General features: G+C 35.5%; 22 protein-coding genes, 2 pseudogenes, 1 riboswitch and 1 other annotated feature. Of the genes and pseudogenes, 3 read left to right on the top strand and 21 right to left on the bottom strand.

Annotated elements, in window-relative coordinates:
- From RTP52_RS13490 to cobT, 12 genes and pseudogenes are all read right to left on the bottom strand, one after another.
- The coding region (locus RTP52_RS13490; protein ID WP_442913537.1) for a lactate/malate family dehydrogenase at positions 1-542 on the bottom strand (542 nt) is incomplete at its 3' end.
- Positions 543-775: 233 nt separating this feature from the next.
- Positions 776-2,053 carry a serine--tRNA ligase gene (serS, locus tag RTP52_RS13495; protein ID WP_312371984.1) on the bottom strand — a complete coding sequence of 426 codons (1,278 nt, stop codon included), beginning with the start codon at positions 2,051-2,053 and terminating at the stop codon, positions 776-778.
- Positions 2,054-2,304: 251 nt separating this feature from the next.
- Positions 2,305-2,502 (bottom strand) — a binding site (T-box leader).
- Positions 2,503-2,656: 154 nt separating this feature from the next.
- A complete protein-coding gene (locus RTP52_RS13500) occupies positions 2,657-3,211 on the bottom strand; it encodes an NADPH-dependent FMN reductase (protein ID WP_312371986.1) in 555 nt (184 codons plus the stop codon).
- 241 nt (positions 3,212-3,452) lie between these two features.
- On the bottom strand, positions 3,453-3,977 hold the full coding sequence (locus RTP52_RS13505; protein WP_312106987.1) for a cob(I)yrinic acid a,c-diamide adenosyltransferase: 525 nt from the start codon (positions 3,975-3,977) through the stop codon (positions 3,453-3,455).
- A pseudogene (locus RTP52_RS20425) lies at positions 3,974-5,550 on the bottom strand (cobyric acid synthase). The gene RTP52_RS13505 and the pseudogene RTP52_RS20425 overlap by 4 nt, the downstream one beginning before the upstream one ends.
- A 22-nt stretch (positions 5,551-5,572) precedes the next feature.
- Positions 5,573-6,622, bottom strand: coding sequence for a pyridoxal phosphate-dependent aminotransferase (locus RTP52_RS13515; protein ID WP_312371987.1), 1,050 nt, complete (start codon positions 6,620-6,622; stop codon positions 5,573-5,575).
- 44 nt (positions 6,623-6,666) lie between these two features.
- Positions 6,667-7,686 carry an adenosylcobinamide-phosphate synthase CbiB gene (cbiB, locus tag RTP52_RS13520; protein WP_312371988.1) on the bottom strand — a complete coding sequence of 340 codons (1,020 nt, stop codon included), beginning with the start codon at positions 7,684-7,686 and terminating at the stop codon, positions 6,667-6,669.
- A 101-nt stretch (positions 7,687-7,787) separates the two neighbouring features.
- Positions 7,788-8,423, bottom strand: a complete 636-nt coding sequence (locus tag RTP52_RS13525; protein ID WP_312371990.1) for a histidine phosphatase family protein — start codon at positions 8,421-8,423, stop codon at positions 7,788-7,790.
- On the bottom strand, positions 8,401-8,817 hold the full coding sequence (locus tag RTP52_RS13530; RefSeq protein WP_312371992.1) for a bifunctional adenosylcobinamide kinase/adenosylcobinamide-phosphate guanylyltransferase: 417 nt from the start codon (positions 8,815-8,817) through the stop codon (positions 8,401-8,403). The genes RTP52_RS13525 and RTP52_RS13530 overlap by 23 nt, the downstream gene beginning before the upstream one ends.
- On the bottom strand, positions 8,795-9,580 hold the full coding sequence (locus RTP52_RS13535) for an adenosylcobinamide-GDP ribazoletransferase (RefSeq protein WP_312371994.1): 786 nt from the start codon (positions 9,578-9,580) through the stop codon (positions 8,795-8,797). Before RTP52_RS13535 ends, RTP52_RS13530 begins: the two co-directional genes overlap by 23 nt.
- Before the next feature lie 116 nt (positions 9,581-9,696).
- The gene (locus RTP52_RS13540; protein WP_312371996.1) at positions 9,697-10,242 is read right to left on the bottom strand and encodes a bifunctional adenosylcobinamide kinase/adenosylcobinamide-phosphate guanylyltransferase; all 546 of its coding nucleotides are present in this window, start codon (positions 10,240-10,242) and stop codon (positions 9,697-9,699) included.
- Positions 10,239-11,306 carry a nicotinate-nucleotide--dimethylbenzimidazole phosphoribosyltransferase gene (gene cobT, locus RTP52_RS13545; protein WP_312371998.1) on the bottom strand — a complete coding sequence of 356 codons (1,068 nt, stop codon included), beginning with the start codon at positions 11,304-11,306 and terminating at the stop codon, positions 10,239-10,241. The genes RTP52_RS13540 and cobT overlap by 4 nt, the downstream gene beginning before the upstream one ends.
- A gap of 181 nt (positions 11,307-11,487) precedes the next feature.
- Positions 11,488-11,690: riboswitch (cobalamin riboswitch) on the bottom strand.
- Positions 11,691-12,037: 347 nt separating this feature from the next.
- On the opposite strand from cobT, the gene RTP52_RS13550 reads away from it, so the two are divergent.
- The gene (locus RTP52_RS13550) at positions 12,038-13,597 is read left to right on the top strand and encodes a right-handed parallel beta-helix repeat-containing protein (RefSeq protein WP_312371999.1); all 1,560 of its coding nucleotides are present in this window, start codon (positions 12,038-12,040) and stop codon (positions 13,595-13,597) included.
- 358 nt (positions 13,598-13,955) lie between these two features.
- Here RTP52_RS13550 and RTP52_RS13555 read toward each other — a convergent pair whose 3' ends face one another.
- The 3 genes from RTP52_RS13555 to RTP52_RS13565 all read right to left on the bottom strand — a co-directional run bounded on the left by RTP52_RS13555 (position 13,956) and on the right by RTP52_RS13565 (position 16,454).
- The gene (locus RTP52_RS13555) at positions 13,956-14,456 is read right to left on the bottom strand and encodes a hypothetical protein (protein ID WP_312106534.1); all 501 of its coding nucleotides are present in this window, start codon (positions 14,454-14,456) and stop codon (positions 13,956-13,958) included.
- A gap of 183 nt (positions 14,457-14,639) precedes the next feature.
- Entirely contained in the window at positions 14,640-15,464 is an 825-nt protein-coding gene (locus tag RTP52_RS13560; protein WP_312372000.1) for a GNAT family N-acetyltransferase, read from the bottom strand.
- Positions 15,465-15,482: 18 nt separating this feature from the next.
- Positions 15,483-16,454: a Gfo/Idh/MocA family protein gene (locus tag RTP52_RS13565; protein ID WP_312372001.1), complete on the bottom strand. Its 972-nt coding sequence runs from the start codon at positions 16,452-16,454 to the stop codon at positions 15,483-15,485.
- A 395-nt stretch (positions 16,455-16,849) separates the two neighbouring features.
- Here RTP52_RS13565 and RTP52_RS13570 point away from each other — a divergent pair, with 395 nt between their 5' ends.
- The gene (locus RTP52_RS13570) at positions 16,850-17,719 is read left to right on the top strand and encodes a LysR family transcriptional regulator (RefSeq protein WP_312372002.1); all 870 of its coding nucleotides are present in this window, start codon (positions 16,850-16,852) and stop codon (positions 17,717-17,719) included.
- Positions 17,720-17,791: 72 nt separating this feature from the next.
- Positions 17,792-18,214 carry a hypothetical protein gene (locus RTP52_RS13575; RefSeq protein ID WP_312372003.1) on the top strand — a complete coding sequence of 141 codons (423 nt, stop codon included), beginning with the start codon at positions 17,792-17,794 and terminating at the stop codon, positions 18,212-18,214.
- A gap of 254 nt (positions 18,215-18,468) precedes the next feature.
- Here the strand turns inward: RTP52_RS13575 and RTP52_RS13580 are convergent, their stop codons facing one another.
- The 6 genes and pseudogenes from RTP52_RS13580 to hflX all read right to left on the bottom strand — a co-directional run bounded on the left by RTP52_RS13580 (position 18,469) and on the right by hflX (position 24,154).
- Positions 18,469-19,491 (bottom strand): M42 family metallopeptidase, encoded by a 1,023-nt coding sequence (locus RTP52_RS13580; RefSeq protein ID WP_312372004.1) that lies wholly within the window; start codon positions 19,489-19,491, stop codon positions 18,469-18,471.
- A 26-nt stretch (positions 19,492-19,517) separates the two neighbouring features.
- On the bottom strand, positions 19,518-20,081 hold the full coding sequence (locus RTP52_RS13585; protein WP_312372005.1) for a hypothetical protein: 564 nt from the start codon (positions 20,079-20,081) through the stop codon (positions 19,518-19,520).
- Entirely contained in the window at positions 20,071-20,586 is a 516-nt protein-coding gene (locus tag RTP52_RS13590; protein WP_312372006.1) for a DNA-deoxyinosine glycosylase, read from the bottom strand. The genes RTP52_RS13585 and RTP52_RS13590 overlap by 11 nt, the downstream gene beginning before the upstream one ends.
- 238 nt (positions 20,587-20,824) lie before the next feature.
- Complete coding sequence (locus RTP52_RS13595) at positions 20,825-22,273, bottom strand: FAD-dependent oxidoreductase (protein ID WP_312372007.1); 1,449 nt, start codon at positions 22,271-22,273, stop codon at positions 20,825-20,827.
- A gap of 95 nt (positions 22,274-22,368) precedes the next feature.
- Positions 22,369-22,620 (bottom strand): annotated as a pseudogene (locus RTP52_RS13600) (RNA polymerase sigma factor); the annotation flags it as partial.
- 232 nt (positions 22,621-22,852) lie between these two features.
- On the bottom strand, positions 22,853-24,154 hold the full coding sequence (hflX, locus tag RTP52_RS13605) for a GTPase HflX (RefSeq protein ID WP_312372008.1): 1,302 nt from the start codon (positions 24,152-24,154) through the stop codon (positions 22,853-22,855).
- Between the last annotated feature and the right edge of the window lie 359 nt (positions 24,155-24,513).

The following is a 24,513-nucleotide window of genomic DNA, read 5'->3' on the forward strand; positions in this document are numbered from 1 at the left end:
CCATGCTCTCCCATCGTATAAGCCTGTATGCTTCTAGGATCTACATGCAAAATATCTCCAATATAGTGTTTTAATCTTGCAGAGTCAATCGCTGTTCCGGTTCCAAGCACTTGTTGCTTTGGAAGCCCTGATAATTGGTACACATAATGAGTAATCGAATCCACCGGATTAGTCACGACTAAGAATATTCCATTGAACCCACTCTTCATGACAGGCTCCACAATCGTACTTATAATATCAGCGGATAACCCAAGAGTATCAAGCCTTGATTGTCCTTGTTTTGGTGGAGGCCCCGCAGTTATTACAACAATATCGGCGTCTTTACAGTCTGTATAATCTCCTTCAGTCACCAAAACATTTCGATTTAAATACTCGATACTATGACACAAATCCATTACTTCTCCATGCGCTTTAGCACGATTGATATCTATCAACATAACCTCATCACAAACACTTTGAGTGATTAAACTAAACGCCGTTGAAGTACCAACTAAACCTGCTCCCACAACAACGACCTTACTTCGGTTCATTGTAATCGCCATACCATAACCTCATCTTATATAGAATTGGGTTTGATGTAATATATGCTATCTCATCGTAAAATGGTCCATCAAAACCTATGAATATTATGGGGATTAGCACTACTATTTATGCTACTGAACAAAAATATCTGTATTTTATACATAGTGTCAGTGTTATAACACAAATATGCCAAGGTAAATTAGAAAACTAATTTTCCTTGGCACATCTGTTATTTCTATATATTTATTGTCTCTTACTTTATTACAGTCTTACCGCCCATATATGGTTGTAAAGCTTTTGGTATATTAATACTTCCATCTTCATTTAAATTGTTTTCTAAGAATGCAATTAACATTCTAGGTGGCGCAACTACAGTGTTGTTAAGAGTATGAGCAAAATACTTACCATTTTCTCCTACCACACGAATCTTTAAACGACGAGCCTGAGCATCACCAAGATTAGAACAGCTTCCTACTTCGAAGTACTTCTTCTGTCTTGGAGACCAAGCTTCCACGTCGATAGACTTCACCTTAAGGTCTGCAAGGTCACCGGAACAGCACTCAAGGGTACGAACAGGGATATCCAAAGTACGGAATAGATCAACAGTATTTTGCCATAATTTCTCGAACCACATCATACTATCTTCTGGATTACATACTACGATCATTTCCTGCTTCTCGAACTGATGGATACGATAAACTCCTCTTTCCTCGATACCATGAGCACCTTTTTCTTTACGGAAACATGGAGAATAACTTGTTAAAGTTTGTGGAAGAGTTTCCTCAGGTAAAATAGTATCTATAAACTTACCAATCATGGAATGCTCACTTGTTCCTATAAGGTAAAGATCTTCACCTTCAATCTTATACATCATGGCATCCATCTCAGCAAAGCTCATAACGCCAGTAACAACGTCGCTACGAATCATAAACGGTGGGATACAGTAAGTAAATCCACGATCAATCATGAAATCTCTTGCATAAGAAATTACTGCAGAATGAAGTCTAGCGATATCTCCCATTAAATAATAGAAGCCATTTCCTGCTACCTTTCTTGCACTATCAAGGTCTAAACCATTGAATTTTTCCATGATTTCTGCATGATATGGAATATCGAAATCTGGAACCACTGGCTCACCATAACGCTTGATTTCCACATTTTCGCTATCATCTTTACCAATTGGTACACTTTCGTCAATGATGTTTGGAAGTGTCATCATGATTGTCTTGATTCTTTCCTGAAGCTCATTTTCTCTTTCTTCTAACTCTGCTAAACGCTCAGACTCCTTCGTAACGAGCTGCTTCATCTCTTCTGCTTCTTCACGTTTTCCCTGAGCCATTAACCCACCGATTTTTTTAGAAATAGCATTACGATCCGCTCTTAAGTTGTCTGCTTCTCCTTTTGCATTTCTAGACGAGGCGTCTAATGCAATTACTTCATCTACTAGTGGAAGCTTGTGGTCCTGGAACTTATTCTTAATGTTTTGTTTTACAACTTCTGGATTCTCTCTTACAAATTTTAAATCTAACATGTGTATCCTCCTTTTTACATTACAGTAAAATTAATATATCTGTGACTTTGATATTTTCGGACATTCTCATTGCCACTACGTGGCATTTTAAAACGGGCAAGTCACTCGCTTATGGAAGCGTGATATTTCCCTGACGAGGTTAAATTATATTACATCCTATTTCCTATTGGAAAATACTTTTATATCGACTGTCACATTGCGTGCTGAGGTAAAAAAGATATAAAAAAAGCCCTTCACCTCATGCATTAATCACATGGGACGAAAGGATTCCGCGTTGCCACCCAAATTGCCGATAAATCGGCCACTCAATAAAGTACGCTAAAGGGTACTAACCTTGCAGCTTTCACTGCCGGCTCCAAAAGTGGACAGATTTTTTCTTTGACCGATTCACACCAACCATCGGCTCTCTGTACAAATAACAAAATCGTAGCTTTTATCATCACCGTGATAACTTATAGTTTTGCTTATTATAATCTATTTATTCCATATTTTCAAGTAGATATTTTTTATCAGATATTTTCATAGATATTTTCACTGCTATCTCAGTGAGTGATTGAACACTCACTGAGACGATGATGTCATCTTCTATAAGGTTAAGTTATATTACGAAAATTTATCTAACCAGGAAACAAAAGCATTTGCAACATCCTGCATAAACTTAATTGTACTTTCGTTTGAAATATTTCCTTGTTCATCTAAACTATTCACAATGTTAGAAAGATATACTTCTGGTTGCTGCATCGTATATACATTTAAAAAAGACAACACTTGACGTAAATGGTGGTTTGCACCAAAACCTCCTAAATTTCCAGGAGAAACACTAAGAATAGCTCCCGGCTTACCTGACCAAACATTTTGTCCATATGGTCTTGAGGCAATATCTAATGCATTCTTCAGTACAGGAGGAATGGAACGGTTATATTCCGGTGTCACAAATAGAAACCCATCCAGCTCCTTTACTTCTTTACGGAATGTCTCCCATTCCTGAGGTGTATTTCCATCATCATCATAGTCTTGATTATATATCTGCAAATTACTGATATCTATAAATTTCATTTCATACCTATTTGGAATAAGAGATTGAAATGTATCTGCTACCTTTTTACAAAAGGAATCTCTTCTTAAACTACCAACAAAAACACCAATTGTTACACTCATACTAAACTACCTCCTTTATATTTAATTTACCTTTATGTTAAATTTACCCTTATGTTTAGTATACCTCAGTATTGTCTATAAATTCAATATCTAAAAGTCCGTCTTATTTCGACTATGAACCGTTTTACAATGCTCCCCATCTAGTGGTAGACTTTAAATAATGAAAACAGTCTACCACAAGGTGGGGAGCATTGCACTAGAGCCAAATAAGGCTCATTTAAACTACTTCAACCTTATCATTTTAAAACTCAATTCCTAATCTGGCTGGCTGCTTTTTATCATAAGGATGCTTTATTTTTTTCATCTCTGTTACATAATCCGCGAGCTCTACTAATTCGTCCTCTGGGTCTCTTCCGGTAAGAATTACTTCTAAATCACTCCGTTTTTCTTTTAGGAATTCTACTAATGTTTCTCTCTCAATCATATTATAATTATACGTAGATATGATTTCATCCAAAACTAAAACATCGGCATCATTTGACATTGTAATAGCTTTTTCCAATAATTCTTGGTACGCTTGTTTTGCTTCTGCTTTATTCTCTTCTTTCATAAAATTATAAAAGCCGAAATTTCTTTCTTCAGTAACTACCGTTATATTCGGTATCCCACGAAGAATTTTAAGTTCAGATGAGGTTCCATCCTTAAAAAACTGCACTAAAAGTACTTTTAGTCCGCTACCAGCAGCACGTACGGATAAACCCATGGCAGCAGTTGTCTTTCCTTTTCCGTCTCCGCAATTAATATGGATCTTTCCCGTTTCTTTCATATGCCTTCCTCCATAATCTGATAGATTTTTTTCATATCTAATGCACTTCTCACTTCATCTGCTAATTTATCATATTGTTCTTCTTTATATTGTTTATAATCAAATTCGTAAATCTCTTCTAAATCTATTCCTTTTCTCTTACATAAAGTTCCTATGATTTCTTTGCATATACCCTCTTCGTCAAAAATACCGTGAAGATAAGTACCATACACATGAGCTCCATTGGATATTAAAACTGAAGTTATTGTGCTATCTTCTATGTTCTTCTCGTCATCATTCCTTGAAAAATAATGGTTCTTCTCGCCATTTTCCTTTGATAAATAATAATTTTTCTCTTCAAATATCTTAGGACTCCAGGTACTCTCTCCCATATGAATCTCATATCCTTGATAAGCTTTCCCAGATAGACCAGATAACATACCTGTTACCTTACTTAGTCTTCCACTGTTTCGCTTTCTTATCTTTTCTTTGGCAAAAATCGTCTCGATAGGTAGAAGTGATAATCCTTTCATCTCTCCGCCACCTTCTACACCATGTGGGTCACGTAGCCATTCCCCTAACATCTGATAACCACCACAGATTCCAAATAGTAAGGTGTCTTTGGCTTCTGCTTTTAATATGGCAGCCTCTAAACCACTTTCTCTTAAAAATTTCAGGTCATCTATTGTATTTTTTGTTCCTGGTAAGATAATCATGTCAGGCTCTAAAAGTTCAGAAACTCTAGATATATATCGAACTGATACATTCGGAAATCGCTCCAAATTATGAAAATCAGTATAATTAGAAATTCTTGGCAAGCGAATTACCGCAATGTCAATCTTTTTGGCTGCCTTCTTTAAAAATCGTTCAGAGATACTGTCCTCTTCTTCAATATCAACCTTCGTATACGGTACCACTCCAACAAATGGAACATCAGCAATAGGGCTTAGTCTGTCACTTAACATAGTAAGTCCAGGCTCTAAAATTTCACATCACCACGAAACTTGTTGATTATCAATCCTTTTACCATCGCCCGTTCCTCTTCTTCTAACAAAGCAATGGTTCCATAAAGCTGTGCAAATACTCCACCACGGTCAATATCTCCAACCAAAAGAACAGGCGCTTTTGCCATCCGTGCCATTCCCATATTTACGATATCTTCTGATTTTAAGTTGATTTCCGCAGGGCTTCCTGCTCCTTCAATCACGATGATATCATACTCTTTATCGAGTATATTATATGCATGCATGATTTCTGGAATCAGTTCTTTTTTGTATTGAAAGTAGTTAGAGGCTGCCATATTACCTCGAACTTCTCCATTCACAATCACTTGTGAACCTACATCTGTTGTTGGCTTTAGAAGAATTGGATTCATCAATACACTTGGCTTAATCCCTGCTGCCTCTGCTTGTACCACCTGTGCTCTCCCCATCTCATAACCATCTTCTGTTATAAAGGAATTCAGAGCCATGTTCTGTGATTTAAATGGTGCCACTTTATATCCATCTTGTTTTAGAATACGACAAAGGGCTGTTACTAATAAACTCTTTCCTGCACTGGACATGGTTCCTTGTATCATAATTGACTTTGCCATGACGATTCTCCTACTTCTTTATTTAAACATTTTTATAAATGCTCGAAAATGCTTCTAACAATAAATCATTTTCTTCTTTCATTTTAATGGCAATACGATAATAACCTTTCGATAAACCATTAAAATTACTACAGTCTCGGATTAAGATACCAAGTTCTAATAATTCGTCATATAAATTTTTATCTGACTTTAATAATAGGAAATTTGCTTCTCCATCTATTACTGTAATATTTCTTGATTTAAGATAATTTATTATCCTATTTCTTTCCACTTCGATATGAGCTTTTGCTTGTAGAAAGAAATCCTCACATTTACAAGCTGCTATTCCGGCAAATTGAGCAGGGGTGGAGACATTCCAAGTTTGGCTTGCTTCACTCATCCTTTGTAAAAGTTCCCGATTAGAGCATATTGCATATCCTAAACGAACACCAGCCATACCATAGCTTTTCGTAAATGCTTTTAGTATAAATAAATTCGGATATTCCTTACAATCTCTCACTAGAGAAGCCGCTCCATTTACCCATTCTAAGAAGCATTCATCCACAAAGAGTCTGATTCCAAGTACCCTACTCTTTCTAAGGAGCTTTTGTAAAAGAGCATAAGGAACACATTTTCCAGTAGGATTATTCGGGTTACATAGGTAGACAGTATCATAATCTCTATTGATTTTATCCAAAATATCTTCCGAAAGAAGAAACCCTTTCTCTTCCTTTAGATAATAATAATCGATTTCTGCTTCCTGATTGTAGAGTGACTGTGCATACTCACAAAATGTTGGCGCCACAATAAGTACCTTTCCTGGGTTTGTTGCAGCTGCATAGGAATATATTAATTCTGCAGCACCGTTTCCGCAAAGGATATATTCCATAGGTACTTCTTCGTTTATAGAAATTGTCTTTCTTAATTCCTCACAATAAGGATCTGGGTATTGATAGAGACACTCACTTGCCTTAATGATCGCTTCCTTTACTAGGGGCGGGGTACCAAAAGGATTTAAATTTGCAGAATAATCTAACCGTATCTTGTGACGGTAGACATCACCTCCATGAGGATTTGCCTGATGTAATAACATTTTTCTTCCTCCTCTTTTCCCATGTTAACCAAGCCTAAGCCTGCTTACAGTATCATAATCTTTGCTACCAAACAAAGGCTCATGCAAAGAAATGCACTTACATATAATAATACATTTGCTCTTATGATATCCTTTGTATGGATCTTTCTAACCGAATCACCAATGAACTCCTTTTTATGTAGAACTCCATGATAATAAGCATCACCTGCCAATTGTATCCCAAGAGCTCCTGCACATGCTGCTTCTGTTTGAGCAGAATTAGGGCTGGCGTGATGATATCGGTCTCTAAGAAAAATTTGGGCTGCCCTCTTCATGGAATAAAATTTACCATCCTTTTTTGAAGATAATAAATTTTTCTTTGAGAAAATTGAATAATAAACCTCACAAATACCACTAGCTAATATCATAAGCAAAGCGGATATTCTTGAAGGAATAAAATTTACTACATCATCTAACCTAGCAGCTACCTTGCCAAAGTATAGATACCTCTCATTCTTATAAGCAACCATAGAATCCATTGTATTGATTGCTTTATAGATAAAGCCTAGTACAGGCCCTCCTAGCGCTAAATAGAGCATGGGCGCTATAATTCCATCCGAAGTATTTTCTGCAACAGTCTCTACTGCTGCCTTAATAATTCCTTCCTCCGTTAAAGACTCCGTGTCTCTACCAACAATCATGGACAATTGATATCTTGCCTTAACAATATCTTCATTCTCCAATTCACGATATACCTTCATGCTTTCAACACGTAACGATTTGGTAGCTAATATCTGATAACACATCAAGGTTTCCACAAGAAGTCTTGCCATCGGATGAATAATTCCCGCAATATACAATAAAACGAAAGGTATTAGCCCTGAGATACTAGCTACAAAAAGACAAAGAACAGCTCCTGCGATCAGCTCGCCTCGCTTAGTTTTAGGAAAACATCTTCGTAAGAACGTTTCACTAGATGATATAAGCTTACCAATAAAACATACCGGATGTGGAATTGAATGAGGGTCTCCAAGGATTAAATCTAAGAGAAACCCTAATAAAAATGCTAAAATTGTTAAATTCATAAAATTCTCCATTCCTGTACACGTACTTTGCACATAACAAGTTTGTGGTGTGCAAGCACAAACTTGCGTATACACTACCTCCAATATATCTGTTCTAATCTCTAAATCTCTGAGATTACTTCTAACCTTCCATCTTCCGTAACGGCTAGCAGATATCCATTCCCGTTTCCACAGCCCCAGGCATAGTACTCCTTCTTTTCCATAGCGAATGCGGATAAGATAGCCATAATAGTTCCTCCATGTACGATGAGTACAGCGTCTAATTTATTGTCTGTTTCTTTATCAGCTTCACTATCTCTTTCTTTATCTGAGACCGATGTCTCTTGATAAAGTTCCTTTATTACTTTTTTATAAGCTTCTCTGCAACGGTACTCAAACTCTTCTCTCGATTCTCCTAATGGGAATGGAGCCATTCCATTAGAATCAATCCATTGCTGATATAAAGGATCCTTCGAAAGCTGCCTATAATTCTTACCCTCAAATAATCCAAAATCACATTCTCTAAAATCAGGTACAAGCTTAAGTTCTCTATTCGGATAAAGTAAATTGGCAGTCATCTGGCATCGAAGCATTGGAGAACAATAAATGCTTTCCGCAGAAGGATAAGAGCCACTTTCTTTTTTTAATAGAAGTTCGTTCATCCCCTCTTCACATAAAGGTTCCTCTGTTTTACCGATATAGCACTTGCTAAGATTTCCTTTGGTTATCCCATGCCTAATGAGTGCAATTTGTTTCATCTTTTATTACCACTCCAATTCCATAGTATACACGGTGTACTTTTCTACTAAACTTTGCAAGTTCACAGAGAACTCGTCCGACTACCTCACGATAACTTCTTTCAAAAGCTTCTAAAGGAACTACTCCAAGACCAACTTCATCACAAAGAACAAAGCAATTTGGATTTTTCTCAGTATATTCGTATAGTCGACCTAAATATTTTGCTATCATCTCCGCCTCCGCCAATGAGGGGTAATCTTCCTTCATCCACTCACGAATAACTTCGTGTAAAGAATAGAGAATCTGCTTTGTCTCATCCATTACACCATCCGCAACAGTTTCAATCGGTAGTCCCGAAACCTTCATGGTATATTCTAATTTTCCTGATGCTCTACCACCAATGACCAGCTCCATATGTGAATACTCCTTCCATAATTACGACAGCCAATCCAGCCATCAGTTCACAACGTACCAAAAAGTAACCTGCTAAATCTCCTGTCGTACCTCCAAACAACTGATACGCTAACTTTTTATAGCTAAAAAAACAGAACAAAGCGGTTAACATACCAATGACCGTTAGAACAGGTGAAACAAATAACATACAAATAATCACAATCATTAAGTAGATAACCATACTAATCGTTACCTTCCTTTTGTGTGCTGCTTGTTGAAATGTTGCTACCAAACCATTTGTTTTTGCTGTCTTAAACTGAACGACTGCTAAACCACTTAAGGCTCTGGATACAACAAAGAACAACGAGATCATAATACAGCTTTTTACCGTTAAAACCGAAACCATACCAAAGTACAATAAAAAATAAACTCCGCTTCGAATAATTGCAAATGCTCCGGAATGCGGGTCCTTTAAGATTTCTAATCTTCTTTCTTTGGGCTGATAAGAAGAGATTGCATCCATGGTATCACAATAACCATCCATATGAATTCCACCAGATATCAGAGTCGGAATTGATGTTAGCAAAGCTGCGATTAAGATATCACCAAGAGGAAGAAGATGTCCTATTTGAAAGGTCAGAAAGAATACTCCTCCAATCACAACTCCAATCATAGGAAAGAAGCAAATCGCATAGCGCATAGACGATTCCTCCCATTCCTTCATAGGAACTCTAATCTTTGAATACATGCTAAATGCAATCCATAAGGAATTTAGCCACTTCATAATAACCTCTATTCTGGTGCTTATACACCTTTTTCTTAAATAAACTATTTCTATTTTTGCAGTTTCATACATGAATATAGAATTATGTCAAAGCGGATATTCACAATCCGCTAATGCTATTTACTCATAACCTCATTGACACTACGTGGACCCTTGTGATTCAAAGAAATTCCACAAACTACTTCGACCACATGCTCAAAGCCTTCTGCTAGCCTTGTGTGAAGCTCTCCAAGTGCTTTTATATATAAGGAAGTACCCTCATCGTAACTATTTCCATCAAAACCAATATCATTTGATACAACAATTAAGTGTGTTGTTTTTTCAGAAAGCAACTCTACTTGTCTTAATACTCCGTTTACTAGCCCATCTGTTCCAATTCCCTTTGGGTCAAACATTTCATTCGCTAGAAGGTTCGATAAACATTCCAGTAATACAACACTTTCTTTTGGAACGGTTACTTCATTTACAGTCAGGGATTTCTCGATCGTATGAAAGTTTCTTCCACTTCGCAGCAACCGATGTCTCTTCACACGCTTCTTCCCTTCTCCCCCATACGCTTGCATCGTAGCTAGATAGTATACAGGCAAACCAAGAGAGGAAGCAATTTCTTCTGCATAGGCAGACTTTCCACTCCCGCTGCCTCCGGTGATTAAATATCTCATAATGGTTTATACTCCTCTATTTGTATATCCGTAAAAGTTGGCATATTACGATACTCACTCAATGCCATCTCAAGTAGTGGCATTACTGCTACAGCTCCTGTTCCCTCTCCTAAAGAAAGGCGACACTTAATGATTGGATTTAAGTTAAGTTCTTCCATTAACATTTGCGCTGCTGGTTCGCCTGATTGATGAGAAGCTACCATCGTATATTTACACGGTTCACATAACCTTGTAGCTAGAAGCGCCGCTGCTGAGGAGATAAAACCATCAATGACAATAGGTACCTCAAAAAATGCTCCTCCAAGATAGACGCCAACCATAGCCGCTAAATCAAATCCACCAACCTTCCTTAAGATTTCCCAAGGCTCATCTGGGGTTAAATTATGATATGCGATTGCATCCTCGATTATCTTTGCCTTATGCGTAATTCCTTCCTTGCTTAAGCCTGCTCCCTTTCCTGTTACATCCTTTGCAGGAACTTGAAGGAGAGCAGCAGTGACAGCGCTACTAGTTGTCGTATTACCAATTCCCATCTCACCCGTTGCGATAATTTCACAACCTAATTCTTTGTATTCCTTTACTAATAAAATACCAGCTTCTATGCATTTGCATAATTCATCTTCTGTCATGGCTTCCATCAAAGAAAAGTCCCTTGTTCCTCTACTATTCTTTAGACAGCGCATTCCCTCTACTTCGGTAAGCATACCAACATCAACAGGAATTACCTGAACATTTGCCACTTTTGCAAAATGATTAATGCTGGCTCTCCCATGAATAATATTATTTGCTACTACCGCAGTCACTTCACTTCCAGTCTGGGTAACCCCCTGCGCTACAATCCCATTATCCGCACAAAAAACCAGACAACAACGTTTTTTAAGTGCTATCATTGGATTGATAGAAACAAGAGTTGCAATCGCATCCTCCAGATATCCAAGTCCATAAAGTGGTTTTGCTATCTTATCCCAGTGCTTTTTTGCTTCTTTTTTTCTTTCTTCAATTCCATTAAATTCATTTGCTTTTAGCTGACTTATGATAAGTTTACAATCAATTTTCCTCTCCATGGTAAATCCCTTTCTTGTCACATTCCTTTTTAATGACATTTCCTTAATCTTGCTTATAGATAATTACAGTGCAATCCCTATAAATAAAAAATGCCTCCTACACAAAATAGCATAAGAGGCATAACAAAAAAACTCCGTAAGTGAGTTTCTTTTCTACACCAGCTATTCACCGTAACCTTGTGTGATATCCTATAGCGAGGCAGGTCTTCTGGCTTTGGCTTCAACGCATACAACCGTCTTCCCGATTGCTCAGTGACATGTCCTGCATTCGTAGGTGAAGTATGCTCTTCCATTACAGCGGCGGGACCGCATGGGGGTTTCACCCATTTCCCTATTATCCTTGGCAATAATTTAGGCCAAGGCACCTCTCTACATTATATTTTTAAAATAGATTTTAATTACATGAACTATTTATTTTCCATTTGGAAATTAACTTGCTTTATTATAATGAAAAAAATACAGTATGTAAAGTATCTACCGTAATTAATCCTTATAAAGTATCTATCATAATTACTCCTTATAATGCCAATAAATACCCAATAATATACAATGGAATAACCACCTTTAAAATGTTACAATATTATTACAAATATATTTCATTTCAGTAATTCTATAAAAACATTCTCATGTTCTGAATCTACAGACAAAAAGTTGTACTCTTATTGACTCTTTTTTGTCGCACTTTTATGAAATACTTATGATATCTAAAATACGAAAGAATGGTAATGCATATGAAATACAAAGTTAAATTTGGTACTCTGGTAACAACTCTAGTTTTATCTGGATATATCACGACAATCCCTGTAGCTCACGCTACTTCTGATAAAATTTCTTCCCCACTTATAACAACCTCTCGCTTCATCACATCGAATGTTGGCTCGCATGAGGTGTCAGTTCGGCAAAGTCAAAATAAAATAGATCTCAACGTTACAGTTTCAACAAATGCAACTGCGTTGGAAATCCAGCAATTATTAGATTATAACAAGAATAATGAGTATAACCTAACCATAAGAATACCATATGGTACCTATGTACTTGATCGAGAACTTCGTATCTATTCTAATACTACAATTATTGCCTCTTCTGGAGCTAAATTAATGAAGAATCACCAACGTGGAGCTTTGCTTGCAAATGACATGAGTAAGGATAGCGGAGGCTATACTACTACAGAAAATATCACCATCGATGGGGGTATCTGGGATTCCTCTATGATTGCGAACTATAACAAAGGTACAGAAAGTTTTCGTTTTATCCACGCTACGAATGTTACCGTAAAAAATGCTACCATTCGTAATGTTCCAGACAAAAGTCACCTTATTACCTTTGCTGGTGTTAAAAATGGTACTATAGAAAATTGTAAACTCTACGGCTATAATGGGAAAACGTTAAAAGAAGCGATTCAGCTCGACATTGTTCATGACAGTATCATCGTCCCTTCCATGCAATCAAGCTCTATCGTATATGACGATCTTCCATGTGATACAATAACCATAAGAAAAAACGAAATATACAACTTCCCCCGCGGTATTGGTTCTCATACTTCAGTTCAAGGAGTCTTCCATAGTAACATAACAATTGAGAATAATAGGCTTCATGATCTCTCGGAAGCTGCCATTAAAGCTTATAACTATATAAATACCAATATAAAAAACAATACCATAGATAGAGCAGCTGTTGGGATTCTTGTCTATACGACAATTGAAAATGAAGAATTGAGTTACCTTCCTGCTCTTCCAAGTACGAAAAAACAACCCCTTCCTAAAAATTATCGCATCGTAATAGAAGGTAATACAATAAAGAATATGAGACAATATCTATCAGATTCTACACTTTTATGGGGTGATGGAATTCGTATTATTGGAAGCAAAACACGACCATTATCCAATGTTTCCATTAAAAAGAATAACATTACAAAAACAGCCCGCTATGGTATCTTTGTAGAATACTCCCCTACCTGCTATATTGGTAGCAACTATATCACTGATACCTATCGTTATTCAATTTGTGTACACAATAGTAACTCAGGTTACCTATACTGGAACCAGATTAGCAAAGCGGGCGCGAAAGGCAGCTATTATGGAGGGATCGGAGTATCACATACCCAATATCTAAAAATTTATAAGAATACGATAAACGTTACAGCCAAAAATGGTATTTATCTAAATTCAACTGTAAAAAATTGCAACATTACATGGAATAAAATCACCGGTGTAGCAGCTTCTCAGGCTATTTATGCAAATACAAAAGCTGGACATACCGTTAGTAATAATACGCCAAAAGTAAAAAAGTAATTCTTTAGTTTTGGTATGTAACAATGAAATGGCGGTTTTGTTTTTCATGATATGCTCCCTCCTTACGACAGTTTGGTTTTTCATCTGTCTATTTTTTAAAGGGAGTACATCAATTTACAAAACCGCCATTTAATTCTATCCGAGTAAAGCAACAAGAAGCAATATAGCTGAAACTATAAAAGCTCCAAAAGTTCTCCAAAACCTATAATATACTACTTCAATCAAGGCGTAAAGCGCATAAGCTCCCAAAATAATAATAAAAAAAGATACGTTTTATATAGAAGTTTTTAGGTTTTTTATCAACTTGTCATACCTTTTAGCTTGTGCTTATGAAAGTACAGGTTTACTCTATCCTCGCTTAAATTCTTAGTAACGATATGATATAAATTATTCCCCCTGCTATTAACGAGACAACAGTACCTATTAAAACTCCTGTTACAGCACCTCTTATATGGTGCCACGGATTTTTATATTCTTTATCCATATCCTCAGTTCCAGGAATTCTTGTCTTTTTACTATGACAGAAAAGTCCTATATCTAAAACTAACATATCATAAACATTCACAACAAAAAATAATACAAATACATGAAAATATGCAGAAGTAAAGGTTTTTGCACCAGAGAAATAGGCAACAGTAGCAAGTGCAATCGCAAAAAGTAATATTGCAATTAATTTTATTGTTAAATGTCTTTTTTCCTCCGCTTGTATAACCTCTTTATATTGTGGTAATTTCTCTACTCTCTCTCTAATTTCTTTAGGATAAGACATAATATGCTTTATTGGATTTTTATAGAGAGAAGGTAATATAATTAGCGTAAATATTACACATGCAATAACACTTTCTACAAACAAAATCATTCTTTCATCTCCTAAAAAATCATTGCAAAATCTGGTTTCGATTAACTTATGTTAAATATAAAATATAGCACTGAATATTTATTCTTATATATTAAGTACTATATTTAAAATATTGCTTTTGTCTACAATCTGAGACGGATACTTATTAAGTATCCGACTTTTTAATTGCATATTGTTTTTTCTTTATTCTGAACATACCTGATAAACCATATCAAGCTGGCCTTCAGTTTCACTACCAACATATCCTATCTTTTCATAAACGTGTTTTGCTGGTTCATTTAACTCGTCTGCCATAAGAAAAGAACGCACAGCTCCTTGTTCCTTTCCATAAGCAATTGCCTGTAATATCAGATTTTGTCCAATGCCCTTACCTTGGAAATTTGGATTAACTGCAAGCTCACGAACCCAGACAACTTTTCCTTTTTCTGAGGTTTCTCCATAGATGCCGACACATACAATACCAGCAAGAGTTTCAGCCTCCTCGTGAACCAAAATATTAGTGTTACTACAAATGGAAGCGTCAGGGCAAGTACCATCAAGCCATTGCTTCACCCATTCCTCACTCTCTCCACGGAACTCTCTACTCTGCCATTGACAAGAATAGGTTACTTGAGAAGCTTGTTTCTCACGATTATCTCCTAAGTAATGTATCTGGATTCCATCTGTATTAACCTTATTAATTTGGTCAATCCAGTAATCTCTTAAAAATCCATACTCCTTGAATCCTTGGCTGATTAAGTAATCTTTCCATTCTAATGGTATAAAGGAAACCAAAATATTAGATCCTAATTTTTTTACCTGTTCTGAAAGCACCTCGACTTGATTAACTGTCCAATGGACCTCGTACCTATTAGTTTCTTTCTCTTTACCAAGTAGTATGAGACCTTCTTTATCCTCTTTTACAATGTTAAAATCCGATACAGATTCATATTCTGTGTACTCTAACGAATTAAATTTGTAGTCTTTCAACTTCATTTTAATCGTATCAAATTTATTTCTGTCAATCATGTAATCTCCTTTACTATTTTAGTCGAAAGGATAATGTACACCCCAACTAGCTCTAAGACCGTCCATAATTTCCATCACGCGGAGTGTTTCCTCATGAGGCATTTCAGGACACTCTAATTTACCTTCTGATATTGCTCCTAGAGCTGCAGTTACTTCATACTCATATCCAGTAATTTGTTCTGGTCTCTCGATAGTTTCTACTAATTCGCGGTTTGAATTGTATACTTCAATTTTCTCATAGTTATTCATACCGTAAACCTTTAGATAACCTTTGGTACCATAGATGATTGCTTGTGATTCCATCGCGCTAATCATTGAACTGCAAAGTGTTGCTACCTTGCCATCTTTGTAAGTCAAGATGACACTATGTGTTTCATCCACGCCAAGATCAGTTAATACCGCAGAAGTTTTGATATCCGAAATCTCATTACCAAATGCAATCAAAGCAAATGTTAATGGATAGATTCCAAGATCAAGTAACGCTCCGCCAGCTAATGAAGGCTCTCTAAGTCTTGGTTTCTCACTAACCAATGCACCAAACGTAGAGATTAAGGAAGCTGGAGTTCCAATCTTACCACTATGAAGTACATCTTTTAATATCTGTGCTATTGGCATATAACGAGTCCAAATTGCTTCCGTAATTAATAATCCTTTTTCTTTTGCTAAAGAAAGTATTTCTTCTGCCTGCTTTTTATTTGCAGTAAATGCTTTTTCACATAAAACATTTTTTCCATTTTGTAAACATAACTTTGCATGTTCGTAATGATGAGAATGTGGTGTAGCTATATAAACTAAATCTATGTTTGGATCTTGCAACATCTCTTCATATGATCCATAAGCATGATCTACTGAAAATTCCTTTGCAAACTCTTCTGCTTTACTTAAATCTCTAGAAGCAATACCATATAAATTTACGTCATTCATTCCATTTACAGTCTTAGCCATGAATGAGGCTATTCTTCCAGCACCTAAAATTGCAATATTATTCATATAGAAACCCTTCCTTTCATATCCCTTTTTTACAAATCCTACCCGTAACTAATACATGTCACTCATATTATATTGTAACATAGATTTGGTAAAAATTATATTGGATTTTATAATACGAATGAGCTAAACTTATCGCGTCCACAAATGATCTATTACAATATGGTCTACATATAATTTCCTAGCTAGTTATTTGATATTTCCCTCCCATTACTAAATATTGACTGTACCTCTGGTACATATTATAATTAATTTATCTGATCTAAACGTAGTCAATTATCAAATTTATTAATACTGGGAGAATCTTATAGTTTAGAAAACCAATGAAACCGGAATTTTGCATTGACATAAAGTTGTTATGTTATTAAAAGGCTCTATATAGCCAGAAAGAGGTTATTATGGATACACAAAATTTAAAAACGTTTCTCCTTTTATCCCAAATAAAGAATTTTACACAAACAGCGGAACAACAATTTGTTGCGCAATCTACGGTGACAAACCGCATCATGGAATTAGAAAAAGAACTAGGAAAAAAATTATTCCTTCGAGAACGTAATAATCTCTCTTTAACAAAAGATGGGGAGTTATTTCTCGAATATGCGAAACGTATTGTGGAACTTGAAGAAACCGCCATACACGAATTCAACACACAAAATGCATTTCGTGCTGCCTTGCGTGTTGGTACCGCAAATACAGTGTATGAGTGCCATCTATATGAACCGATTCGTTCCTTCTTTATAAATCATCCGGACGTATCGATCAAGGTTACCATTGACCACTCATTTACATTAATTCAAATGCTTCAAGACCAAATAATAGACCTTGCTTTTACTTATGTTCCAGTGAATAAAAAATACTTTAAGTGTAGTTCCTTCCGGACAGATGAGTTAGTGCTCGTAACTCATCCAAAAAACCAAAAGTATGCGAATGGTATTTCAAAAGAACAATTGGTAAGTACCGATTATCTTTATTGCAATTTTGCATTACAAGATGTAGGAATCTACATTCGTGAATTATTTCCAAAACATCATCACTTTCGATTTGAGATTGACAAGAGCACAACTCTTTTACAGTATTTATTGAATGGAATCGGGTTTAGCTTTCTTCCTAAAAGCTTGATAAATCATCATATAGAAAATGGACAACTTATTATGATTCCTCTTCTTGATTTTGATACACCAAAAATTAATAGTTATATTCTGCAAAAAGAAAATGTCGGTAATGCTTCTGTAATTGAAGATTTTATAGAATCTATCCGTTTAGATTAAGGGTATCTTAGTAACAGAATAAAATGGTATAATGTTAAAATAGTTGAATACTATAATAAAAAAACATGGTTTATGGATATAACTCAATATATTAATTTTGCTGAGCAATATTTAAGTTCTCTACCAAGAGATTATACTCCAGAAATGGCTCTGGAATATAATGATATACTTTATGACAGCTATGCAAGAACATATAATTTAGACAGACTTTTAGAGTTTATAAGTAATGTAAATAGTGGTATACCTGACTTTGTCACATTAACAACCTTTGGAATGGACGGACCAGCAGTTACAAGCATTTTGCAATTTAATGGAAATCAAATTATTTATACATTAGATATGACTAGATCCCCTCTTGAAGACAAAATCATTACAATTGTTGGCAATAGCATAGACGTTTATACTCAAAATATGTATGGAACATTAGTAACATTTTACGATTTAATAGACTTTAATAATAATTCAATAAATATTATTAAAAATGTTCAGAGATAGGATATTATTAGCAAAAGATCTTCTAAATAGAATAAATTCCGTTTTCACTTTGTTTTTCCATGTGTGAGAACGGTTAATTTCATGGATTTATCTTAAAACTCCAAATGCGCCTTCTACCTAAATAGATTAGAAAAAGAGTCCTTGCTCGATAGCTGATTTACATCTGCTATTTTGCCAAGACCCTTTTTTTATTTTTTAAACTTTTTCATTTTTACTTTCTTCTTTTGGTATTATATATTCAAGAAAATCATCTTTTAACCTACATACGCTTTTAATAAATCTAAAGTAGCAATTAATGCTGTTTCATGGGTACGCTCCATACCATGAGAAGCATGGATCCCCTGTCCAATTAATGCAGCTCTAATATTATTTCCACCACGCATAGCAGCCGAAGCATCGGAACCATAGTGAGGGAAGATGTCTACTACATATGGGATTTGCTTATCTTTTGCGAGATTCATTAGATTTGTTGTTAATTCATAATCATATGGACCTGAAGAATCTAATGCACAAATTGATACAGAGTACTCATTTCCAGCTAAATCATCGCCTATAGCTCCCATGTCAACAGCGATAAATTCACTAATCTCTGATGGGATATAGGATGCGCCCATACCGATTTCTTCTAAATTGCTGATTAAAATCTTTAAAGTTCTCTTTGGTGTAACTTTTTCTTCTGATAAATCTTTCAGTAAACCTAATAAAACAGCTACACTTGCCTTATCATCCAGATGTCTAGATTTGATAAATCCGCTTTTTGTATACTCAAATCGTGCATCAAAGCTAATATAATCGCCATTATTGATACCAAGATTTAGAATATCTTCTTTATTCGCTACTTTCTCATCAATACGTATTTCCATGTTTCGGTCCTTACGCTCAAGTGTTCTTGCATCATCATAGGAATGAACCGATGGGCATTTTGAAAGAATAGTTCCAGTATACACCTTTCCATCTCTCGTATGGATTTTGCAATATTCACCTTCGATACTATTCATTGTGTAGCCCCCAACACAAGTAAAGCGAATCATACCATCACCACTGATGGAACGAACCATAGCACCCAGTGTATCCACATGAGCTGATAAGCCAAGGCAATCACTACTTTCTCCAGGAACCGTAATAATTAGTCCACCTCGTTTGATATACTCACAGGAATAGTGATACTGATTCGCTTCTCTTTCAACAAACTCCATTACTTCTTTCGTAAACCCAGATGGGCTTGGAATATCCACTAGTGTTTCTAGCGTTTTAATAATGTACTCTCTCGTATCCATACAATTCTCCTCTATATTTTTAATAATTATAACACTTGCTTGTTAAAAACAATCCCCTGTTTTTGTAGCGAAATCATTATCTTTTCATCCTTATAAAAAACAGGATGCCTGTTACCATAATTACTCCATACAATCATAGAATATTTACAAAAATAAAATGTACTAAACAAGCTCTCTGAGGTACTTAACTCAACCGCTAACTTAAGCATATCATCTGTTAATTGAAAATACAAAGGTTTTTGATTATTCTTACCTTCTAAATGAAAATTCTCATCTTCTGAATAAAAATTCTCACCTTCTAAATGAATATTTTCACCTTCTAATAAAAATTGGTTTAATAGTAGCTTCCCTTCCATAGGTAAGCTTTCTTTTACCCTTTCCTGCTCAGGATTCGATAGTAATTCATAATAAAAATCCACATAAGAATTCTCTTCACCATTTAATTCCTTTAAATCTTTAAGAATATTATATAACTCTAATTTACCACCAGTAATAATATAATAAGGAAATTGATCAAACGCATCCATAATCTGTGGAACTATAAATCCACCACGAACCTTAATTTCCGATTGTGAAACCTCAATCCTCATAATTACCTCCTAATGGTTCTAATATAATCTTCCACTCTTCTACTAATTTTTCTAACGAAAACATCGCATTTGCTGGACTGGTGGAAGGTAGACATATGGCTTTTAATCCAGTCTCTGATTCGCTGTATCGATCATAAAGTTTTTTGGCTGTTTTTCCATTCACGTAAATATTACTTATTGGGCTAATTGCTAAAATTCTAGATAAATCTGTTGGTATTACATTTTTTATACTGCTATCGCTAGAGCCGATGATATCGCAACTGTCAATAACATCCCATAATGCAATATGGTTCTCTAATAGAAATGCTCTTTTTTTCGAACTACCCGATGGTATCTCTTTTTCCAATACCGTTGATAACATCCTCCAAAAACGATTCATTGGATGCCCATAATAAAACTCTTGCTCCCTTGACTTAACAGAAGGAAAACTCCCTAATATCAAGATTTTACTATTTTTATCAAAAACCGGTTCGAAGGTATGTGAAACGTGTTGATAATCACCCATAGTAACCTCTATTTCTTTTTAATCACTAAGTCATAACGGATATTCTCAATCCGCTTACGCTACTTTTATTTCTTTACTCAATCATATATTTATGACGGATATCCCTATACTTTTTCATACAACAACAAGCTTGTGATTATCACAAGCTTGTTGTTGATTACATATCATTTTAATCTATTAAACTTACATTGATATCCTAATCTTTAGTGTAATAGATTCCATCATTAAAAGCAAGGAATCACTCTTCTTTTTTCTCATAAATGTCAGTCTGCGCTGGATTATCTAATAATTCTCCAGTGATAGTAAACCTTGATCCGTGGCATGGACAATCAAAGCTTAACTCATCCGGATTCCATTCCAACTGGCAGCCAAGATGCGGACATTTTGGTTCTATTATGAAAATTTCACCATCATCATTTTTATAGACTCCGTATTTAACTTCATCTACTTCAATAATTCCACCATGACCCACTGGAAGTTCTTCCTCAGTCGCTTTTGGCAACTGAAATATCCTCCTTGTTAACCCTTTTACTGCTTGTTTCGTTTCTACTAACAATGCTTTTAAATCACTTGTAAGGGTAAATCTCTCTGGAGAAAATACTGGTGCATACCAAACGTCTTCGCCTGCTATTTGTTTGGAGATAATTTGTGCTGATACCATAGAACTTGTCATTCCCCATTTACCAAATCCAGTTGCTACATACCAGTTCGGTTTACCACTTGAGAATTGGCCGATATATGGTACACCATCTAAGGTCATACAATCTTGTGCAGACCAGTGAGCGAACTCACTGCTCTCTGGATAATTTTGCTTTAACGCACTTCGTAAAGCACTATATTGGCCACCACGAGAATTTTCACCAGTTCGATGGCCTCCGCCACCAAATAACAAGATGTCTTTATAACTTCGTAGTGAATAACCGGTCTTTTCATAACTTCGATACATTCCATCTAAAGTAGTTGCATTTTTACATGCAAGAAAATAAGATCGATCTTGATGCATTCGTAGAAAATAAAATCCTGGTGCATTGATAAATGGATAATGAGTTGCAAATACAATGTATTTTGCTGTTATTTCACCACGATTTGTTTTAAGTAACGTATCTTCTACTTCAAGTACCTGTGTATTTTCATAAATGGTTAATGTACTTGCCACAGCAGACAAAAATTTTAATGGATGGAACTGTGCTTGATTTGCAAATTTTACCGCGCCTTTCACCTCAAAAGGTAGTTCAGTTTCTGTGGTAAATTCAGCATCAATTCCTAGCTTTCTAGCAGTTACAGCTTCTTGCTCTAAAAGGGTTGCATCTTCTAACGTATAAAGATAAGCACTTTTTTCCTCAAAGTCACAATCGATTAGTAGCTCGTTTACTAAATTCTTAAATTCTAATATTGCATTCTCATTGGCATAAGCATATTGCTTTGCTTTCTCTTCACCAAATTGATCGATGAGTTTATGATAGATATCCGCATGCTGTGAAGTAATCTTTGCAGTTGTTCCCTTCGTCTGTCCACTACCAATGCGTTTTCCATCTACTACTATCGTTTTAAATCCTTTTTGTTTGAGATAATAGGCAGTTAAAATGCCTGCCATTCCTGCACCTATCACTGCTACTTCAGTTGATAAGTCACCAGGCAAATCCTCTCTTGGAGCAATCGAATAAGTTTCTTCCCATAAAGATACCATAGTTAACCTCAATTCTGGCGCTTTAGCGCCCTCATCATAATTACGGCATATGTGCGCCAGCGTAAATTACAAATTTGTTGAAAAACCTTTGATTTTTAATCTGCCTTCTTAGTATTACATTGTTCACGTATCTTTATGAAAATAATTACTAAAACTTCAACATACTTCATTTTTGTAGTAGGTTTTGCTGTAGTGACTCCTGTTTTAATCAAACTAATATCACAATTCCCTCGGTATCGGTGTAATGATAAAAAAGCTTGATAAAAGGTTTCTTGAGTCAGTTCTTCTGCTAAATCTTTACGGTTATAAACTTGTTTTAGCAAAAAGTAATAGACCCGAGAATAATATTTTTCATATAATTCTTGAAACTCTACCTTCCTTGTCTGCCTCCATCTGTGCTTTCATAGTACATCTATCTATTAGTAACATAAACATTAAAAAGGTTACAAAATAAAAAAATATAGGAAGACTTCATTCTATATATCCAATGAAATCTTCCCATATAGTGTATCATATTATCGGAACTAAAATCATGTTCCGATAATCGATTTACGTTGCGATAAGGCTCACTTTTTCTTGTTACTTTAATACATAAGCCTCTACTTGCTGATAAATTTGCTCATTGCACTCGATTTCGTATACCATTCCCTCTTCTTCGCTGATGGAAGAAAGGATATTCGTTGAAGCATTAATCTTCGCCATTAATGCACCAAGATGATACGGAATCAATATCTTAGCTCTAACTTCATTCGGGTATAAGCGCTTACAAATAAGTTCGATAAGCTCTTTCATGCCATCGCCTTTTTTCGCAGAAATCAATACAGTATCTTCCTCTGACACTAATACCAGTTTCTCTTCTATATTATCTTGCAAAACATCCGATTTGATTAAATCCGCTTTATTATAAGCATAGATAGCTGGTATGTGACCTGCTCCTATTTGCTTTAAGGTATCATTTGTCACCTCTATCTGACTCTTGTAATCTTCATTGGAGCGATCTACTACATGAATCAGCAAATCAGCTTCGCATACCTCTTCTAGTGTAGAACGAAATGCTTTCACCAGCTTATGCGGTAAGTTACTTACAAATCCAACCGTATCGGATAATAAAAACTCCTTTCGATTTTTGAGTTTCATCTTACGAACAGAAGTCTCTAGGGTTGCAAATAACATATCCTTTTCTAAAACTTCTTTGTCTTCCTTACCGATAAATTGTTGAACCATATAATTCATTACCGTTGATTTTCCTGCATTGGTATATCCTACTAATGCTACCGTCTTTATCTCATTTTTCTTACGCTGATTTCTCTGTGTCAAACGTTGCGTAATAAGCTCTTCTAGCTCTCTTTGCATCGCATTAATTTTTTCTTCTACTCTTCGCTTATCAAGTTCGAGCTTAGTTTCACCAGCACCTTTATTTCTACCACCAGCTCCGGTACCACCACCAATACCCCCTGCCTGCCTTGATAGGTTTTCATTCGCTCCAATCAAACGTGGCAATTCATATTGTAATCTCACTACTTCAACTTGGAGCTTTGCTTCCCTTGTTTTAGCACGACTAGCAAATATCTCTAATATTAGGTTGGTACGATCGAGAACCACGGTATCAACCACCCCTTGAATGTTACGCATTTGAGATGCTGTTAACTCTCCGTTGAAGATAACAACCTCTGCCCCGCGTGCTTTAGCTAATTCCGAAAGTTCTGCAAGCTTGCCCTTTCCAAGATAAGTAGCTTTATTTATAATATCTGCATTTTGTACTAAACTATCAACTATCTCAATATCACACGCATCACTTAATGCGATTAATTCCTGCATTCCCTCATGAAAATGCTCTTGATTCTTAACATTTACTCCTACTATTATACCGATTTGTCTCATAATCATAATCTCCTTTTCATAATGATAGTCATTAAATGGACCATCATTAATGTTAATAAACTTTTTTAAGCCAAGTTTTTACTAAGATTTTTAGAAAAACTTGATTCTTTGCTACGAAAAGGATTATGATAAACGTTATATTTATCCCGAGTACCATAATCCAGTACTAATAACGAATTCTAATAGAATTAATCATTCTAAAACCTCCCTTATTTGCGAAAAGAAATATTACTACACGTTAGTGAAAAGATATCCAACATGAAATAGAACATACCACAAACTTTTTCTTGTTAGAATAGACCAGCTTCAGGACATAAAAAACAGACAAAACCTAGATAGGCCCTGTCTGCTATATATGC

The organism is Lachnoclostridium sp. (assembly GCF_031997925.1).
Classification (GTDB): Bacteria; Bacillota; Clostridia; order Lachnospirales; family Lachnospiraceae; genus Lachnoclostridium.

Bases quoted from the DNA above. Each gene is read 5' to 3' on its own strand.
- serS (WP_312371984.1), bottom strand. From the start codon at position 2,053: ATGTTAGATTTAAAATTTGTAAGAGAGAATCCAGAAGTTGTAAAACAA.
- RTP52_RS13500 (WP_312371986.1), bottom strand. From the start codon at position 3,211: ATGAGTGTAACAATTGGTGTTTTTGTTGGTAGTTTAAGAAGAGATTCC.
- RTP52_RS13505 (WP_312106987.1), bottom strand. From the start codon at position 3,977: ATGAAAGAAACGGGAAAGATCCATATTAATTGCGGAGACGGAAAAGGA.
- RTP52_RS13515 (WP_312371987.1), bottom strand. From the start codon at position 6,622: ATGTTATTACATCAGGCAAATCCTCATGGAGGTGATGTCTACCGTCAC.
- cbiB (WP_312371988.1), bottom strand. From the start codon at position 7,686: ATGAATTTAACAATTTTAGCATTTTTATTAGGGTTTCTCTTAGATTTA.
- RTP52_RS13525 (WP_312371990.1), bottom strand. From the start codon at position 8,423: ATGAAACAAATTGCACTCATTAGGCATGGGATAACCAAAGGAAATCTT.
- RTP52_RS13530 (WP_312371992.1), bottom strand. From the start codon at position 8,817: ATGGAGCTGGTCATTGGTGGTAGAGCATCAGGAAAATTAGAATATACC.
- RTP52_RS13535 (WP_312371994.1), bottom strand. From the start codon at position 9,580: ATGAAGTGGCTAAATTCCTTATGGATTGCATTTAGCATGTATTCAAAG.
- RTP52_RS13540 (WP_312371996.1), bottom strand. From the start codon at position 10,242: ATGAGATATTTAATCACCGGAGGCAGCGGGAGTGGAAAGTCTGCCTAT.
- cobT (WP_312371998.1), bottom strand. From the start codon at position 11,306: ATGGAGAGGAAAATTGATTGTAAACTTATCATAAGTCAGCTAAAAGCA.
- RTP52_RS13550 (WP_312371999.1), top strand. From the start codon at position 12,038: ATGAAATACAAAGTTAAATTTGGTACTCTGGTAACAACTCTAGTTTTA.
- RTP52_RS13555 (WP_312106534.1), bottom strand. From the start codon at position 14,456: ATGATTTTGTTTGTAGAAAGTGTTATTGCATGTGTAATATTTACGCTA.
- RTP52_RS13560 (WP_312372000.1), bottom strand. From the start codon at position 15,464: ATGATTGACAGAAATAAATTTGATACGATTAAAATGAAGTTGAAAGAC.
- RTP52_RS13565 (WP_312372001.1), bottom strand. From the start codon at position 16,454: ATGAATAATATTGCAATTTTAGGTGCTGGAAGAATAGCCTCATTCATG.
- RTP52_RS13570 (WP_312372002.1), top strand. From the start codon at position 16,850: ATGGATACACAAAATTTAAAAACGTTTCTCCTTTTATCCCAAATAAAG.
- RTP52_RS13575 (WP_312372003.1), top strand. From the start codon at position 17,792: ATGGATATAACTCAATATATTAATTTTGCTGAGCAATATTTAAGTTCT.
- RTP52_RS13580 (WP_312372004.1), bottom strand. From the start codon at position 19,491: ATGGATACGAGAGAGTACATTATTAAAACGCTAGAAACACTAGTGGAT.
- RTP52_RS13585 (WP_312372005.1), bottom strand. From the start codon at position 20,081: ATGAGGATTGAGGTTTCACAATCGGAAATTAAGGTTCGTGGTGGATTT.
- RTP52_RS13590 (WP_312372006.1), bottom strand. From the start codon at position 20,586: ATGGGTGATTATCAACACGTTTCACATACCTTCGAACCGGTTTTTGAT.
- RTP52_RS13595 (WP_312372007.1), bottom strand. From the start codon at position 22,273: ATGGTATCTTTATGGGAAGAAACTTATTCGATTGCTCCAAGAGAGGAT.
- hflX (WP_312372008.1), bottom strand. From the start codon at position 24,154: ATGAGACAAATCGGTATAATAGTAGGAGTAAATGTTAAGAATCAAGAG.